Origin of the sequence: Xylanibacillus composti, from assembly GCF_018403685.1 — a bacterium.
Lineage (GTDB): Bacteria > Bacillota > Bacilli > Paenibacillales > K13 > Xylanibacillus > Xylanibacillus composti.
The window spans coordinates 16,351-31,620 of record NZ_BOVK01000018.1; the positions used below are offsets into that span (position 1 = coordinate 16,351).

14 protein-coding genes and 1 pseudogene are annotated in these 15,270 nt (G+C 54.5%); 9 read left to right on the forward strand and 6 right to left on the reverse strand.

Features of this window, described 5'->3' with window-relative positions:
• Positions 1-12: 12 nt before the first annotated feature.
• Positions 13-1,092, forward strand: coding sequence for a dual-specificity RNA methyltransferase RlmN (gene rlmN / locus XYCOK13_RS07770; RefSeq protein ID WP_213411404.1), 1,080 nt, complete (start codon positions 13-15; stop codon positions 1,090-1,092).
• A 715-nt stretch (positions 1,093-1,807) separates the two neighbouring features.
• On the opposite strand, the gene XYCOK13_RS07775 is transcribed toward rlmN, so the two are convergent.
• From XYCOK13_RS07775 to XYCOK13_RS07790, 4 genes are all read right to left on the reverse strand, one after another.
• Positions 1,808-2,431 carry a GyrI-like domain-containing protein gene (locus tag XYCOK13_RS07775; RefSeq protein WP_213411407.1) on the reverse strand — a complete coding sequence of 208 codons (624 nt, stop codon included), beginning with the start codon at positions 2,429-2,431 and terminating at the stop codon, positions 1,808-1,810.
• A gap of 210 nt (positions 2,432-2,641) precedes the next feature.
• The gene (locus XYCOK13_RS07780; protein ID WP_213411410.1) at positions 2,642-3,139 is read right to left on the reverse strand and encodes a small multi-drug export protein; all 498 of its coding nucleotides are present in this window, start codon (positions 3,137-3,139) and stop codon (positions 2,642-2,644) included.
• Between the two features lie 7 nt (positions 3,140-3,146).
• Positions 3,147-3,593 carry a hypothetical protein gene (locus XYCOK13_RS07785; RefSeq protein WP_213411412.1) on the reverse strand — a complete coding sequence of 149 codons (447 nt, stop codon included), beginning with the start codon at positions 3,591-3,593 and terminating at the stop codon, positions 3,147-3,149.
• Positions 3,586-3,813, reverse strand: coding sequence for a helix-turn-helix transcriptional regulator (locus XYCOK13_RS07790; RefSeq protein WP_213411414.1), 228 nt, complete (start codon positions 3,811-3,813; stop codon positions 3,586-3,588). The genes XYCOK13_RS07785 and XYCOK13_RS07790 overlap by 8 nt, the downstream gene beginning before the upstream one ends.
• A gap of 259 nt (positions 3,814-4,072) precedes the next feature.
• Here XYCOK13_RS07790 and XYCOK13_RS07795 point away from each other — a divergent pair, with 259 nt between their 5' ends.
• The 3 genes and pseudogenes from XYCOK13_RS07795 (at position 4,073) to XYCOK13_RS07805 (ending at position 7,498) form a co-directional block, all read left to right on the forward strand.
• Positions 4,073-4,438: a VOC family protein gene (locus XYCOK13_RS07795; RefSeq protein WP_213411416.1), complete on the forward strand. Its 366-nt coding sequence runs from the start codon at positions 4,073-4,075 to the stop codon at positions 4,436-4,438.
• 607 nt (positions 4,439-5,045) lie between these two features.
• Positions 5,046-6,420: pseudogene (locus XYCOK13_RS07800) on the forward strand (YjiH family protein).
• Between the two features lie 52 nt (positions 6,421-6,472).
• Positions 6,473-7,498 carry an NADH:flavin oxidoreductase/NADH oxidase gene (locus tag XYCOK13_RS07805; RefSeq protein WP_213411418.1) on the forward strand — a complete coding sequence of 342 codons (1,026 nt, stop codon included), beginning with the start codon at positions 6,473-6,475 and terminating at the stop codon, positions 7,496-7,498.
• Here XYCOK13_RS07805 and XYCOK13_RS07810 read toward each other — a convergent pair.
• Entirely contained in the window at positions 7,495-8,283 is a 789-nt protein-coding gene (locus XYCOK13_RS07810; RefSeq protein ID WP_213411420.1) for a hypothetical protein, read from the reverse strand. The genes XYCOK13_RS07805 and XYCOK13_RS07810 overlap by 4 nt on opposite strands.
• A 115-nt stretch (positions 8,284-8,398) precedes the next feature.
• On the opposite strand from XYCOK13_RS07810, the gene XYCOK13_RS07815 reads away from it, so the two are divergent.
• The 3 genes from XYCOK13_RS07815 to XYCOK13_RS07825 all read left to right on the forward strand — a co-directional run bounded on the left by XYCOK13_RS07815 (position 8,399) and on the right by XYCOK13_RS07825 (position 12,108).
• Complete coding sequence (locus XYCOK13_RS07815; RefSeq protein ID WP_213411422.1) at positions 8,399-9,238, forward strand: manganese catalase; 840 nt, start codon at positions 8,399-8,401, stop codon at positions 9,236-9,238.
• A gap of 110 nt (positions 9,239-9,348) precedes the next feature.
• Positions 9,349-10,908: a spore germination protein gene (locus tag XYCOK13_RS07820; protein ID WP_213411424.1), complete on the forward strand. Its 1,560-nt coding sequence runs from the start codon at positions 9,349-9,351 to the stop codon at positions 10,906-10,908.
• Entirely contained in the window at positions 10,909-12,108 is a 1,200-nt protein-coding gene (locus XYCOK13_RS07825) for a Ger(x)C family spore germination protein (protein WP_213411426.1), read from the forward strand.
• Between the two features lie 6 nt (positions 12,109-12,114).
• On the opposite strand, the gene XYCOK13_RS07830 is transcribed toward XYCOK13_RS07825, so the two are convergent.
• Positions 12,115-12,342 carry a YczF family membrane protein gene (locus tag XYCOK13_RS07830; RefSeq protein ID WP_213411428.1) on the reverse strand — a complete coding sequence of 76 codons (228 nt, stop codon included), beginning with the start codon at positions 12,340-12,342 and terminating at the stop codon, positions 12,115-12,117.
• A 91-nt stretch (positions 12,343-12,433) separates the two neighbouring features.
• Here XYCOK13_RS07830 and XYCOK13_RS07835 point away from each other — a divergent pair, with 91 nt between their 5' ends.
• Positions 12,434-13,531, forward strand: a complete 1,098-nt coding sequence (locus tag XYCOK13_RS07835) for a GerAB/ArcD/ProY family transporter (protein ID WP_244865058.1) — start codon at positions 12,434-12,436, stop codon at positions 13,529-13,531.
• Positions 13,532-13,624: 93 nt separating this feature from the next.
• Positions 13,625-15,130 (forward strand): AraC family transcriptional regulator, encoded by a 1,506-nt coding sequence (locus XYCOK13_RS07840; protein ID WP_213411430.1) that lies wholly within the window; start codon positions 13,625-13,627, stop codon positions 15,128-15,130.
• Positions 15,131-15,270: the final 140 nt, after the last annotated feature.

The window sequence follows — 15,270 nt, forward strand, 5'->3', positions numbered from 1 at the left end:
TGGGGAACAACCATGAGCAAACCATCCATCTATGGATACACATTCGATCAGCTTGCTGCTTGGCTGGAGGATCGAGGATATAGCAAGTACTGGGCATCGCGGGTGTGGCAACAGCTTTACCGCGAGCGGGCGGCCGATTTCGCTGCAATGGCAGATGTGCCGGAAACGTGTACAGCGTTGCTCGCCGATCAGCTGTTGATCGGGAGCATGGACGTGCATGTGCAGCAGGAGTCCCGGGACGGGACCGTGAAATTTCTGTTCCGGCTGGCGGACGGCCATTTGATCGAGACCGTGCTGATGCGGCACAAGTTCGGCTTGACCGTATGCGTGACGACGCAGGTCGGCTGCAATATCGGCTGCAGCTTTTGCGCCAGCGGTCTGCTGGCGAAGAAGCGGGATCTCGCCAGCGGCGAAATTGTGGAGCAGATTATGCAGGTGCAGCGCTATCTCGACGAGGCAGGCCGCGGCGAACGAGTCACGCACACGGTGGTCATGGGCATCGGCGAACCGTTCGACAACTTTGACCATTTGATCGCCTTCCTGCGGATCGTGATGGACCCGAAGGGTCTGGCGATCGGACCGCGTCACATCACGGTCTCGACGAGCGGGCTGGCAGAGAAGATCCGGGCGTTCGCCGATCTGAATCTGCGCGTCAATCTGGCGCTGTCCTTGCATGCGCCGAACAACGAGCTTCGTACCCGCATTATGAAGATCAACCGGGCGATTCCGATCGAGGAGCTAATGGAGGCAATCGATGACTTCATCGCACGGACGAATCAGCGGGTGACAATCGAATACATCTTGTTGAAGGATGTGAATGATGGTGTCGAGCAGGCGTTGGAGCTGGCTGAATTGCTGCGAGGCCGGGAAGGATCGGTGCATGTGAATTTGATCCCGTACAATCCGGTCGACGAGCACAGCCAGTACCAACGCAGCGAGGAAAGCACCGTGCGGGCGTTTTTCGACACGATGAAAAAGCGCGGCTTCAGCTGCAGCGTGCGCCTGGAGCATGGTACTGACATCGATGCAGCCTGCGGCCAGCTGCGAAGCAAGCAATTGCGGGAAGAAGGCGAGCCGAGTCTGGCACAGTAACGGCGCCGCTGGCATCTGCGTTCCATAGAGCAGAAAGAAGACTTCTCCATGCGGAGGTCTTTTTTCTTTGCCTGACCTGGTCGCAGACGCTATTGGCAAGTATCCGCCGAAGTCGGTGGTGGACGAATGGGGCAGTTCAAGCACGCATCAAGCTGTAAACACTCCCGGCATCTGCCAGCATTCATCGAAGCCTGCGTAGAAGCCTCAGTCTCCGAAGCAACCCTGCCAGCGGTTCGGCAGACGTCACTCTCGTTGATGCCACCCTGCACATGCAGCATGTAAAATGGGTCAAAAGTAAAAAACGCTGCAGCCGACACAGATACCTGAAGTCTCTTGCACTGCAGGACGCAAAAACCAGTAGTACGAGGACATGAGGCGGAACCCGCTGGAATGAGCGGTTGAATATGCAGGTTGCTCGCATAGCGAAGAGGCGTTGATCATAGGGCTTGTCATTCTAACGGAAATGACAACCCTTATTTCCCCGAAAACAGCGCGTTCTAAATTCTAACGGAAGCAGGAGACCTTAATCACGGCAAACTATCGGGTAATCGTCCAATTGAAGCGCAATAGTGCCTCCCAGTTCCGTTAAAATGAAAAAACGCCTGAATCCACTGCGATAGCGTCTCTCACTTCCGTTAGCGGTTAGATTCGAACACAGTTGCTCCGACACAGCGGACATGATCAACGGTGATCGGCTCGTGCTGTTCGGTTCGCTCTATCGTTTCTCCACAGAGAAGCGCAGTACGGTCTTCCGCTTGTAGGGAGCCGTTTTACGCGGATCGGACAGATAGATTTCGCGGTGCGTGAGGCTGGTGCGGACGTAGCCCTGTTGCTCGCAGAAGGCTTCCATCCTGGCAAAGCTAGCGGGTTCTTCATCATAGCTGCCGATGTGCATCATTTGGCAGCTGAGGCCGTCCGCTACTTCGCTGAACACAATATCGTCCAAGCGGGGGTTGGTCTTCTTGGCCTTCGTCTGTTCTAGATACCGTGTGAAAAGCGCTTCGTTCATGAAATCTGGCTGGCGAATCATCAGCGTGTAGCGAAGATTGCTCTTGTCCGTCGCTGGCTTGGCATAATCGATCAAATCCCATATCCCTTCAAGGGGGAAGACGGTGTAGGCATAGTAGCCTGCCGGCACGTTGTCGCTCTTGTAAGACATCTTCACCGCATAGCTCATGCTGTACAACGCCTCGGTCGCTTGGGCGAATGGCTCGGTATTCGGATCGCCCTCTCCCTGCAGGATGAAATAGGGCATAGGCCCCACCTCGAGGATTTCCGGAGAAGTGCCGGGCACATATAAATGCTTGAAATCTTTTTTATAATCCACTTTCTTCGACATGACCATTTCTCCTTGGCATCGTTTATCACGATAGTACCAGAGGGAATATGACAAGAGTGCGTCATATTATCAATAGAATCCAACCGCCATTCGAACACAAAATGGCCGACTTTGACGCCAACGAATCAGAGCCAATTCTTGACTTTTTCCAGCGCAGCCTTCTCCCGTCTGGATTGTTCCACTAGAAGCAGACGAGGATTCTCCTCCCCGTCAGGATTGGTCTCTCAGGAAGTCAACGAGAAATCCATCTCGTCCGGTTTGGCTAAAGAGCCAATCCACGCCATAGTGTGAGAAAATGCCAGCCAAGATGGACCACGCCACAATACTGGCGGTCATCCAGATGCCGACGAGCCTCTTCGTTCCGCCGAAGCTCATGGCGAGCATCGCTCCCAGATGGCTGCCGATCAGAAACGGAGAGATGATGGCCAATCCGGGCAGCCCGTACTTCTTCCAAATTTGCGCGGCCCTCTTATGGCGCTTGCCTTCAGCAGCCTGTCCCTTGCTGGCTTGCCGTCTTGCCCGCCATTGCTTGAATTTGTCAATCAGTAAGATCAGCAGCCAGATCGTCGCCAGATTGCCGAGCAAGGCTACGATCGTCACATTCAGTGCGGGCAGGCCTGCTGCCACGCCTATGGGGATGACGCCGACAACCTCGAGAAATGGCGTCGCGGCCAATAGAAAGACGGCCAAGTATACTAGAAACAGCATCGAAACATCAACCTTTCTCCTGTTGGAGGTATTTTCTTATTTCCCGCCAGTAAATCCAATATTGACATCCTCCCAATACGAACAGCATCAAGAGCGGCATGAACGAATAGGAATGGAAGACGGCGATAAGCAGTGCGCCGGCAGGAATAGCGAAATAGTAAAACATATATACTTTGCGGCAGGCTTGCAGCGTTATCCACTTCATGCCTTCGTCTTCTTCCTTGAACTCGTAGGGCGTCCAGCTTAACAAGCTGAGCTTGTTGTGCGGATGGCGCCGATTATGGATCAGCACGAGAATTATAAATAGCGTGATAAGAAGCAGAGCGCCAAGCTTCACCCAGGGGCGATAAGGCTCCAAAGAGGGCGGTGCGATAAAGTGCATCCACAAGAGCCCGATGGTCAAGGCAAGGATGGCGAGCGCCGTAAATGGTGAGCGAATCATTCGACTAAGCATGCTTTCCCTTTCCCCCCTCCTGCTGGTCGCTTAGCCAGAACACCTCTTCGACCGATGTCTGAAAGGCTTTGGCCAATTTGAGCGCGAGTGTAACGGATGGAGCATAGTCGCCTTTCTCGATCAGCCCGACCGTTTGTCGGGTAATGCCTACCAGATCGGCCAAATCGGATTGTGACAGTTTGTAGCGTGCTCGCAGTTCGCGTACCTTATTCTCCAGCATGGCGCAACGATTCCTTTCTTCATCATCATCATGAATTGTAAATGATCTCCGTCAAAATGTAAAGGATCATTTGCATTTTGACTACTATGATTTGCATATTTGGATTAGACAATTGAGTTGTGGCTTGAGTTGTGACTAAGGCAGAAGGTCAAACAAATAGCTGTCAGAAATATGTCCCTATGCTATATTGATCACAAGAGACAACGCAAGCGAACGATGGCGGTAATAAGCGAAAAAACGGTAACTGGGAGAGAATTGGATGCAGGTGAAACGAATAGTTGCCAATATCGCTACTTCAGACATTGCAGCAGCGAAAACATTCTACCGGGATGTGCTGGGACTCGAATTGTGGATGGATTTCGGCTGGATCGCCACCTATGGGGTGCAGCAAGAGATGAAGGGGCAGATCAGCTTCGCCTCGCAAGGAGGTTCGGATACGCCTGTACCGGACCTGTCCATTGAAGTGGACGACCTCGACGAGGCTCTCGCGCGCATGCGGCATGCCGGATTTGAGGTCACATACGGGCCCGTGCAGGAGCCTTGGGGAGTTCGGCGATTTTATGTGCGCGATCCGTTCGGCAAGCTGGTGAATATTTTATCGCATGCCATCGAGCGGAGGGAATAAGCGATGGCATAAGGAGATGTTCCGGCTGGATGCTGTTGACATAACACCGTATTGGGAGGGGATAGACTATGCAGTTGGGGAGCGGGGTACGAGGCGGTAGGTAGAAGCTCGGCTTGCGTCGGTCGTCATGGTTACATTCGGCTAACGGAACTGAGCGACACTAATAGGCCGCTTTTATTAAAAATGGAACGCTAACGGAACGGACAGACCTTAACGCGGTTAAAATGCTGGGGAATGGCCGCAAGTGGGCGGAATAGCGTCTCCTAGTTCCGTTAGAATTCCAAATGCCTCTAAATCAACCACATAGCGTCTCCTGGTTCCGTTAGAGCAGAGTGGAGGTATAGCCGAGGAGTTATTCAGCAGAAATAACGGGCAAAAGTTCGGCGTGCTGCATGCAAGGAAACGACAGGCTTCAGAAGGATAGTTGTGGGGAGGGAGCTAATGAGTAGAAGGAGAGGGGGGGCGCAGTGAGCAAGGATGAGCATGCTGGCAGAATAGTCCTGCCCTGATCCATGCACACTATAGGGCATGCTGGCCAAGCATGACATACCGGATCTTTACGTACCTATTTACATAAAGACGTTTGGAAGAAAGAAGGGATATGCCTATGTCATCCAGCAGGAAGATCCCGCATGCAGATCGCTTTACGCGGCAGCAGGTTCTGAAGTTTTTGATCCCGTCGCTTGCCGGGGTTTTGCTGTTCATGGTCCCGCTGCCTTATAACGAAGGCCTGACGATTCCGGTTGCATGGCTGGCCAAAGGATTTGAGGCGCTGTTGGGCGGGGCGTTGCCGTTCATCGCAGTAGTCCTGATGGGTGTCGCTTTATTCGGTTCTTTGGCGTACGCGTTCGGCGGCCTAAGGAAAAATCGGAAGCACGCGCTGCTGCGCAAGCTGTTCGCTGTAAGTCCGCTCCTTCTGCTGGCTCGTATGCTAGGGTTTCTCTTCGCTCTGCTCACCCTCCTCGAGTGGGGGCCGGAATGGCTGATTTCCGAAGATACGGGCGGACTTTTGCTGGAAAGCTTGCTTCCGTTGTTGATCGCAGTGTTCTTGTTCGCCGGATTTTTCTTGCCGCTGCTGATGAACTTCGGGCTCTTGGAACTATGCGGTGCGTTGATGTCGAGGATTATGCGTCCTGTCTTCACCCTGCCCGGCCGCTCCTCCATCGACTGTGTGGCCTCCTGGATCGGCGACGGCACGATCGGGGTCCTGATGACCAACAAGCAGTATGAGGAAGGCTATTATACGCAGCGGGAAGCGGCGGTCATCGGGACGACTTTTTCCGTCGTATCGCTCACGTTCAGCATCGTGGTGCTGGCCGAGCTGGGCCTGGAGCATCTGCTTATGCCATATTACCTGACAATCGTGATTACAGGCTTCGTGCTGGCGCTTGTCATGCCGCGCATTCCGCCGCTGTCCCGCAAGCCGGATACATACATCAGCGAAGCGGCGGGCTCGCGGGAGTCGGGGACGCCGGAGAATACGAGCGCCTGGCGTTGGGGCTGGTCGCTTGCTGTGCGCAAAGCACAGGACCCGGACAATCGGCTCACAAGCTTTGCCAAAAGCGGGATGAGCAATGTGCTGGACATGTGGCTTGGCGTGCTGCCCATTGTGATGACGCTTGGCACGATTTCCCTCATTCTTGCGGAATATACGCCGCTGTTCCGCTGGCTCGGCGCGCCTTTCGTGCCGCTTCTGGAGTGGATGCAGGTGCCGGAGGCGGCTGCGGCGGCGCAAACCATGGTCGTCGGTTTCGCAGACATGTTTCTGCCCGCTATTCTGGGCAGCAGCATCGAAAGCGAGCTAACGAGGTTCGTGATAGCCAGCCTGTCGGTCACGCAGCTGATCTATATGTCAGAGGTGGGGGGGGCTGCTGCTGGGATCGAAATTGCCGATCGGCTTAAAGGATTTGATCCTGATTTTTGTGCTGCGCACCCTCATCGCGCTGCCCATCATTGTCCTGATGGCCCATTGGCTGCTGTAAAGGGTTGAGAAGATAACGGATTGCAAAGACGGAACCAGAGAGGATGCAGAACATGAGCAAGTTGTTTGCCCCATTCAAGCTGAAGGGATTGGAGCTGAAGAACCGCGTCGTCATGGCGCCAATGTGCCAATACTCGGTCACAGCCGAAGACGGCAGGCCGAATGATTGGCATTATGTCCACTATGTCAGCCGCGCAGTTGGCGGCACCGGTCTCATCATCATGGAAATGACAGACGTGGAGCCGGATGGACGCATTACGAATCGCGATCTCGGTTTATGGTCGGATGACCAGACCCCGGCTTTCGCGAGAATAATCGAAAGCGTCCAGGCGAGCGGGGCCAAGGTTGGCATTCAGATCGCCCATGCGGGACGCAAAGCCGAAGATGCTGCGGAGCCCGTGGCGCCATCGGCGATTCCTTTCCCTGGAGAGGCCTACAAGACGCCCCGCGCGCTTTCGACTGAAGAAGTGAAGCAGATGGTCCGCAAGTTCGGGGATACGGCGCGCAGGGCCGTACAGGCAGGGGTCGATATGCTGGAGCTGCATGGTGCGCACGGCTACCTGATTCATCAATTTCAATCGGCCTTGACCAATAAGCGGGACGATGAATATGGACAAGATTTGGCGCGCTTTGGATGTGAGGTGATTGAAGCCGTGAAGCGGGAAATGCCGGCGGACATGCCGTTGGTATTCCGGATTTCCGCAGTCGAGTATGCAGACGGCGGCTATGACATCGATCATGCGATTGCGCTGTGCCGAGCGTATCGGGAGGCAGGCGTAGACGCCTTCCATGTCAGCTCTGGCGGAGAAGGCTTGCCTGGAACCCGCAAGCCGGGCAGTTACCCGGGCTATCAAGTCCCGTTCGCCCGCAGCATTCGGGAAGCGCTGCAGGTCCCAGTTATTGCGGTTGGCCGTCTGGAAGATCCGGCACTGGCCGAGGCCGTGTTGGGTTGCGAGGATGCTGATCTCATCGCGATTGCCCGCGGCATGCTGCGGGACCCGTACTGGGCAACACATGCCGCGATAGCATTAAAAAGCGATCGAACCGAAATTCCTCAGCAGTATGAACGCGGGTATTAACGCGTGCCCTGCTCATTGCGAATTCCGCATGAAGACCAAAACGCCTCGCGACAGCTGCCAAGGCAGCTTTGTCGGAGGCGTTGTTTTATAACACGAGAAACCCATTCCATAACGTCGCCCGTTTCGATCTGGAAGAATGCTCGGGAAAATTGCGGCGCATACTGGCGCTGCCATTCCGCCTTGCCGTCTGCACTCACTTTAACGAGGCCGAGTTGACTCTGGCCTGTTCGCAGCCCGGCGATAAAGCCGCCGTCCATGCCTGCTGCTACCTGCGAAACATACAGATAGGAGTGAGGCTGTCCTACTCCTGGCTGCAGCCGTATCTGTTCCACCGGCTCGCCATCCTCTGAGATTCTGGTCAGCACCGGCTGCTCGCCGGCAGCGGAACCGATATCATTCGGCAGAATATAGCCATCGGCAATCTCGGCAACGGACCATATCCGCTCATAGCCTTTCTCGTAAACGTGCTGCCATTCGAAATGGCCGTCCGCATCAACCTTAACCATAATGGCTTGCACGCCTTCTTCATCGGACAAATAGTTCCAGTTGCAATCCAGCCGCCGCTCGAAACGGCCTGCACACTGTGCGCGGCACTGCCAAAGGCAGGCTCGTCCGTATGTATCCACTGCTTGCTTACATTTGCTGCCTGCGCTGCCGGTGTCAGCGGACCCAGGCAGAGCAGCGCGGCTGCAGCTGTGCTTCGTACCCAATTGTTCATGCTGTCTATCCTCTCTGAGTTGTCTAATGATTAGGTTGCGAGCCCTTATCCATTGTACTGGATTCATGGACATTCGTCTGCTGTTGAATTGGAATGCACTCTTGTTTCGCATGAAGCTGGCAGCGGCAGGGCAAGTTATCTATGGATGGAAAAAAGTTGCTGGCTAACAGGAGGGTGCGACAATGTTTTTTCATGTAAAAGAGCTGCAGTACAATGCCAAGCCGGATCGGCCGGACCCGGTATATGCCAAGAAGCTTCAGGAAATACTGGGGGGTCAGTTTGGCGAAATCACGGTGATGATGCAGTACCTGTTCCAGGGGTTCAACTGTCGGGCGGAGGCCAAGTATCGGGATATGCTGCTGGATGTCGGGACCGAGGAAATGGCGCATGTCGAGATGATCGCTACAATGATTGCCCAGCTGCTCGATGGCGCGCCAGTCGACCAAGTGGAGCAGGCGGCGCAGAATCCGGCGGTCGGGGCCGTGCTCGGAGGAATGAATCCGCAGCACGTCATCGTATCAGGACTAGGCGCAACGCCTACGGACAGCGTGGGCTATCCCTGGAATTCCAGGTATACGATAGCAAGCGGCAATTTGCTTGCCGACTTCCGCGCTAATCTGAATGCGGAATCGCAGGGCAGGCTTCAGGTGGTTAGGCTGTATGAGGAAACGACGGATCCCGGCGTACGGGATATGCTGTCCTTCCTGATCGCGCGGGATACGATGCACCAGAACCAATGGATGGCTGCCATTGAGGAGCTGGAGCAGATCCAGAGCGCTGTCGTTCCTGCTTCCTTCCCGCAAAACCTGGAGTACCAGGAAGTATCGTATCAATTCTTGGATTTCTCCAAAGGGGAGGAGAGCAAGCAAGGTCGTTGGGCGGCAGGCGCAAGCATGGACGGGCGCGGACAATTCGAATATGTGGCAGACCCGATCGCCAGGGGACAGGTGCCCAAGCTTAATCCGGCGCCGGCTTTCGTGCATGCAACGCCAGGCATGGAACCCGTTGTAGCCAATCCGTAGACGGGAGAGAAGGCGCTTCCGCGGAAGTGCCTTCCTTCGTAGTCTTACACCTGGACAATAGGGGCTCATAGAACCGACTAGCCGATTACGGATGGTGAGGAGGAAACCTCATGCGATGGAGAAGCAAGCCAGAGCCTCGCCAGGCGCCAGCACAGCCCTCGCTGGCGGAGCAGGTTGCGGTCAATCTGGCGAACCTGCAAGCGATGCTTGGCCACAGCTCTGATCTGGTTGTGCGGGAGCTTCGGGCGGTCGGCAATACTCGGACGGCCGCAGTCTATTTGGACGGCATCAGCGACAAGGACAAGATTAACGCCTATATCTTTCACTCCTTATTGACCGAATCGAACCAACTGCCCAAGAAGCCTTCGCAGGAAGACGGGAGCGCCGAAGACAATTTGCTTCGATTTATGCAGAGCCATGCGCTCGCCGTCGGTGAAGTGAAGCTGGCACAGGACTGGGATACCGTGATCTTGTCTGTCCTGTCCGGGGATACCGTGCTATTCGTAGAGGGGCATGCGGAAGCTTTGGTTTGCGGGACGAAGGGCGGACAGCATCGCAGTGTGGAGGAGCCTTCCACACAGCTGGTTATTCGCGGACCGAAGGAGTCGTTCACCGAATCCATCGGCACCAATGTGGCGTTGGTGCGCAAACGCATTAGAAGCAAGAATCTGCGGCTGGAGACGATGAAGATCGGTCTGGTCACCCAGACGGATGTGGCCGTCATGTACATAAATGGCATCGCCAGTGAAAAGATTGTCAAGGAAATCAAGGATCGGCTTCATCAGATCGACACGGATGCGATACTGGAATCAGGCTACATCGAGCAGTGGATTGAGGATGAGTCGAATACGCCATTCCCGACAATTTATAATACAGAGCGGCCGGACACTGTAGCAGGCAATCTGCTGGAGGGCCGCATTGCGATCTTTGTAGATGGAACACCATTCGTGCTCATTGCGCCGACGACATTTTTCATGCATTTTCAGTCTTCCGAGGACTACTACCAGCGGTTTCCCGTAACGTCTTTCATCCGCCTGCTGCGGTATGGGGCGTTCCTGATCGCCCTGTTCGGCCCATCGGTCTATATTGCGGCGATCACGTTCCATCAGGAGATGATTCCGACCGAGCTCTTGATCAGTTTGGCGGCACAGCGGGACAGCGTGCCATTCCCTGCCTTTATCGAGGCTCTGCTGATGGAGGTAGCTTTCGAAATATTAAGGGAAGCGGGAGTGCGCATGCCGCGGGCAGTGGGGCAGGCGGTGTCTATTGTAGGCGCGTTGGTGCTCGGCCAGGCAGCGGTTGAAGCGGGCATCGTCTCGTCGATGATGGTCATCGTCGTAGCCATTACCGGGATCAGCAGCTTTGCCAATCCGTCGTTTGGCATGTCGCTGGGCGTTCGGGTTGTCCGGTTTTTGATGATGGTGGCAGCGGCTTTGTTCGGATTCTACGGCATGGCGGTGTTCAGTTTGCTGATTCTGACCCATATGTGCAGCTTGCGGTCTTTCGGCATTCCCTATATGAGTCCGTTCGCTCCCTTCATCTTGGAGGATCATAAAGATACACTGGTACGCTTCCCGCATAAAAAGCTCTTTGCCCGGCCCCGATTGATCAGCCAGCAAAATATGAGTCGGCAAGGAACACAGAGCCGGCCTGACGAGGAGGGAAGCTGAATGCGCCGAACTTGGCTCGTAGGGGGCTTGATGCTGCTGGTGCTGACCGGCTGCTGGAACAACCGCGAGCTTGATCAGCTGGCGATCGTTGTGGGACTCGGCATCGACAAGGCCGGGCAGGCGGACCAATACAGGGTGAGCATGCAAATTGTGAATCCGGGCGCGATGGCCGTGGGACAAAAAAGCGGTGGAACCGTCAAAGCAATGCCCATAACTCTCTATGCTGAAACGGGGAGCTCGATTTTCGAGGCGATGCGCAAAGCTGCCAACAGTGTGCCCCTGCAGCCGTTTTTCGCTCATACACAGATCATTATTATAGGCGAGGAACTGGCACGGGAAGGATTCTCCAATCTATTCGATTTTTATGAACGATCCCGGGAGTTCCGGATGAATGCGCAAATCTTGATCGCCAAGGAAGCCAAAGCGGAGCAAGTGCTGTCGATGTTTACGCCGCTTGAGAACGTATCTGCCTCGGGGATTATGAGGAGATTGGAATTCGCCTCCGATACTTGGGGGCAAAGCCATGCCATGACCATCAAGGAACTGATTCAGACTTTGGTCGGCGAGAGCGAGCCGGCCATCTCCGGCATTCGCATCCAGGGCGACCCCGCTCTCGGGGCGTCTTCCAAGAATGAGGAAGAAACGAAGGTGCCTTCCTTTATGTCCATCGATGGCATCGGGCTATTCAAGGAAGGGAAGCTGATTTCTTGGCTGGACGGTCCGCAAGCGAGAGGGACTGTCTTCCTGCTCGATGAGCTCAAAGGGACCAGCATGTCTCTTCCTTGCGATGACAAACCGGAGGGGGCGGCTATCGAGCTGCTGCGCTCGAGCACGAGTACACAGGTGGAAGTGAAGCACGGACGACCGCTGTTTCGCATTAAGGTCGAACAGGAGGGCTCTGTCAACGAGCTGCAATGTCCCATGGATATTAGCAAGAAGGAAACGCTGGTCAAGCTTCAGCAGGAGTGGGCAGCTGCCACTGAGAAGGAAATTGTCGCCGCTGTTCAGGCAGCAAAGCAAGCCAAAAGCGATATTTTTCAGTTCGGCATTCGTGTTGGCGAACAGCATCCCGAGCTGTGGAAGGAGTGGAAGGAAGAGTGGCCGGACATTTTCGCAGAGAGCCTGCTTGAAGTGGAAGTGGAGGCATTCATTCGGCGAACCGGCATGAGAATGAAGCCCTATACCGTTGGAGGGGAGTAGACAGCATTAGGAGGCGCGAGTTGACCGCGCCTTCCACCATCTGATGAATGCGGTAACAGCGGGAACGAATATGTAAAGACTGATCATCAGCTGTTCTGCCATCGTAATGGCAACGAAGGAGTGGATCACCGTGTGAATGGCTTCGGCGAAGTTCCCTGCCATGATCCAATCGACCAATGTGAGGTAGGCGGCATTCGATGCGAACAGCAGGAGGAAGATCCCAAAGTTTTTCATGCTTGCCTCCGAATCAGCAAAGTTTGCTACTAGGATGGCCCGAAAGTCAAATGTACATTCCGCAAAAAGTATCCACGCAGGGGGGATCGCATTGTCTGGCAAAATGACCATAAGCCTGGCGCAATTGTTCGCCATGATCATGCTGTTTGAATTTGGCACGGCTCTTGTTGTGCCTATAGGCCTTACAGCAGAGCAGGGCGTCTGGTTGTCCATTCTCATTGCTTTGCCGGGAGGCTTGCTGCTGTACGGGGTGTATATGTACTTGTTTCGGGAATATCCCCAGCTGATTTTAAGCGGGTACATGCGCAAAATAGTGGGACCGTTCCTCGCATTTCCGATCAGCTACTTGTTTATTCTCAGCTTTATGTATATTGCCGCGCGCAACCTGCGCGAGGCCGGAGATTTGCTGATTACCACCTCGTATGATCAAACGCCATTATTCGTCATTCACGCCGTGTTTGCTGTTCCGGTCATTTACGTACTGTCCAAGGGGGTAGAGGTGTTCTTTCGGCTGGGAGAGATCTACATCCTGGTCATGCTCTCGCTGGGCGCGATTGGATACTGTGCAGCCTTATTCTCCGGCGAGATCAATATGAGCAATTTGCTGCCCATATATGGAGAGGGGTGGGGCTCCATCTTGCAGGCAGCCTACCCGAAAATTTTAGCCTTCCCCTTTGCCGAGCTCGCAACCTTTACCGTTATTTTGCCGCTGCTTAACAACAAGCGCAAAGCGGCAAAAGTCGGCTCGGCCGCGATTATGGCCAGCGGCATTCTGCTCAGCATGACACATGCGCTCAATATTGCCGTACTCGGCGCGGATATTTACGGGCGGGCATCCTTTCCCTTGTTTACGACCGTCAGTGTCGTCCATATTGGCGAATTTCTGCAGCGGTTGGATGCCATTGTCATGCTCACGCTCATTATCGGCGTTTTCTTCAAGATGACGCTGTACTGCTATGCCGCTTCGGCATTAGTCGGGGATTTGTTCAAGGTGTCCGATGTGCGGAAGCTTTCCTATCCGATTGTAACGGTTGTCTTGTTTATGTCGGTGCTGTCCGCCTGGAGCTACCCCGAGCATGCGGAGGAAGGGGAGATAAGTCTTTACATCATTCTGATTTTGTTTGCTGCAGTACCGATTGTCCTGGCTGCCGTCCATCGCGTGCGCAAGACGCTTCAGCCGAAGGGCTAGCTCCGCTCAGCGAACGTCCCCATTGTAAAGAAAAGAAAAATGCGGTAAAGTGAATATATTGATAATCATTCTCAGTTGGAAGGTGTACAAGACGTGATTGTGCTGGAATTCAAACAATTGGAAGACATCCTCGTCCCAGGCACTGCGACGATCCGCATACCGGAAAGCCCAGATCATGCCTTCGCCTTAGTTATTCGGGAAAGTGTGGAGGTCGTGCTGGCCGGGCAACCAGCCGGTCGGGTCGCAGCGGGAGAGCTTTTTTATATTCCGCCCTTAAGCGATACCGCCATCGTCAATGCTCACGACACCCCCGCTTCATTGGCCTGGCTGCGGTTTGCCTGGAGAGAGGGAAGCGAGCAGGTATGTACGTCGGATGACCCGCGATTGCTTGCATTCCGCCTGCCGCAGGCACAGCTGTGGCTGGAGGATTTCAGGCGGTCAGCGGACGAGCCAGCGGATGAATTGAAGCGTCATTCCCGTCTGTATGCCATCGCTGCGGCGTGCTTCGAATATGTCCATACCAGGGACAAGGGAGCAGATGTGCCGGACCTGCTCTATTATGTTGAACAAACCAAGCAATATATCCTGGAGCATTACGCGTCGCAGATTGACATCGATCAGCTCGCCAGGCAATCGGGAGGGAGCGCGAGCCGATTTTATCAGCTGTTTCGCAGGCAGACAGGGCTGTCGCCGCACAAGTATATTACTGCTGTGAGGCTGACAGCATCTTTGCGGCTGCTGAACAGCGGCAGTCTGTCGATATCGGAGGCGGCCCATGCAGTCGGCTATCAAGACGAATATTACTTCAGCCGTCTGTTTAAGAAAAACATGGGCCTCGCGCCAAGCGAGTACATCGTTCGATCTCGCCGTCGCGTCGCCAATCTGTCTCCGGTCTTCACGGGTGATCTCGCTGTCTTGGGTGTGACACCTGTTCTGTCATTAGAACGGGGCTGGTCGCGAAAGCTCCGGGAGAGTCTGCCTGCCATAACGGACAGCAAGCCCGATATCATCCTGACTTCCCCCATTCCGAAGGAGCTGCAGGACAGGTTGGAGGAGATTGCGCCGGTTCAGGTGCTGTATTGGAAGATGCTGTCGTGGAAGGAGCGCCTGTTGAAGATCAGCGAGTTCCTGGAGCTTGAGCCAGTAGCGAAATACTGGCTGGTCAATTTTGATCAGAAAGCAGAAGCGGCCAGGTTCCACATTCGGGAGCAGCTGGGAGGGGAACCGTTTCTTCTGATCGGGGTAATGCCCGATGGCTTCCGCGTTTACAGCAAGCAGACCGATCAGGTGCAGGATCTGTTCTACAGCGGCTTGCAGGGTCAGACGGAGCATCCTTTGCATGCCTACAGTTATTTGGAGATTTGCCGCCTTGAGGAAGCAGCGGCTCTGGGCTGCGAGCATGCGGTATTCCTCGTTTCCGCCTCCACCAACGATGCGGCGTGCAAGAGGTTGGAGGAACAGTGGAGGTCAGCGCTCGGAGGATCGCTGCAGGCCAAAAGCTTGTTTGTCCATCATGGCGAAAGGCTGCTGTATAACGCGGCTATCCACGAAAAGGTAGTGGAGAGCGCAGTGAAGGAGCTGTCGTATCGGGCACATTGAAGAAAAGTCCAAGCAAAAAACAGAAATGTCCATTCCCATTTATACAATATCGTGTATCATAATACATGGCTGACGTTGATAATCATTATCAATATGGCATACATAGAGAGCGCTGATGCGAACTGCCCTTCTCTGAAAGC